The organism is Celeribacter marinus (assembly GCF_965656515.1).
GTDB classification, from domain to species: domain Bacteria; phylum Pseudomonadota; class Alphaproteobacteria; order Rhodobacterales; family Rhodobacteraceae; genus Celeribacter; species Celeribacter marinus_D.
The window spans coordinates 1-1,226 of sequence record NZ_CBFHKW010000120.1 but is presented as its reverse complement, the minus strand read 5'-3'; the positions used below and the strand labels follow the sequence as shown (position 1 = coordinate 1,226).

1 protein-coding gene is annotated in these 1,226 nt (G+C 53.9%); it reads left to right on the top strand.

Annotated elements, in window-relative coordinates:
* A partial coding sequence (locus tag ACTG34_RS13760; protein WP_439105433.1) for a toprim domain-containing protein occupies window positions 1-1,226 on the top strand: 1,226 nt, incomplete at both ends.

The window sequence follows — 1,226 nt, the reverse complement described above, 5'->3', positions numbered from 1 at the left end:
AAGATCCATATCGCGCGCTTTGAAAAGGGCGATACGGCCGAGCATTTGAAAATCATTGGCGATGCGGGGGACGAAACAGGTACAGAAGTACGCTTTTTCGCGTCTTCCAAAATCAATGATCCTGAGGGCACGTTTTCGAACCTCGACTACAATTTCGAGACCTTGGAAAAGCGTTTGCGCGAATTGGCGTTTTTGAACTCGGGTGTGCGGATCATTCTTGAGGATGAGCGTCCCGCAGTGCCGCTGAAATCTGAGCTGTTTTACGAGGGTGGCGTTAAGGAGTTCGTCAAATACCTCGACCGTTCAAAGCAAGCTATGATCCCAGAGCCTATTTTTGTCACGGGCGAACGTGACGATATTGGCGTCGAAGTCGCGATGTGGTGGAACGATAGCTACCATGAAAATGTCCTTCCGTTCACCAACAACATCCCACAGAGAGACGGCGGGGCGCACCTTGCCGGTTTTCGTGGCGCGCTTACCCGCACCTTGACCCGCTACGCGGCAGAAAGTGGGATCGCAAAGAAAGAAAAGATTACCTTTACGGGCGACGATGCCCGCGAAGGACTGACCTGTGTATTGTCGGTGAAAGTTCCGGATCCGAAATTCTCGTCGCAAACAAAAGACAAATTGGTGTCATCTGAGGTCCGCCCTGCGGTGGAAAATCTCGTTGGTGAAAAGCTAACCGAGTGGTTTGACGAGCATCCTACAGAGGCGAAGATGATCGTCTCCAAGATCGTTGAGGCGGCGATGGCCCGCGAGGCGGCCCGCAAGGCGCGCGAACTGACGCGGCGCAAGTCGGCGTTAGACGTGAACTTTCTCGCTGGAAAGCTCAAAGATTGTTCGGAAAAAGATCCGAGCCAAACCGAAGTCTTCCTCGTGGAGGGTGACTCCGCTGGTGGCTCCGCGCAAACGGGGCGCGATCGTCGCACACAGGCTATTTTGCCTCTCAAAGGTAAAATCCTAAATGTTGAGCGCGCGCGATTTGATCGCATGTTGGGTAGCCAGGAGATCGGCAACTTGGTGATGGCGCTCGGTACGGGCATTGGCCGCGACGAATTCAACCTCGATAAGTTGCGGTACCACAAGATCGTCATCATGACCGATGCGGACGTCGACGGCGCGCACATTCGCACGCTGTTGCTCACATTCTTCTTTCGCCAGATGCCACAGCTTATTGAGCAAGGGCACCTCTTTATTGCGCAACCGCCGCTTTACAAAGTTGCGCG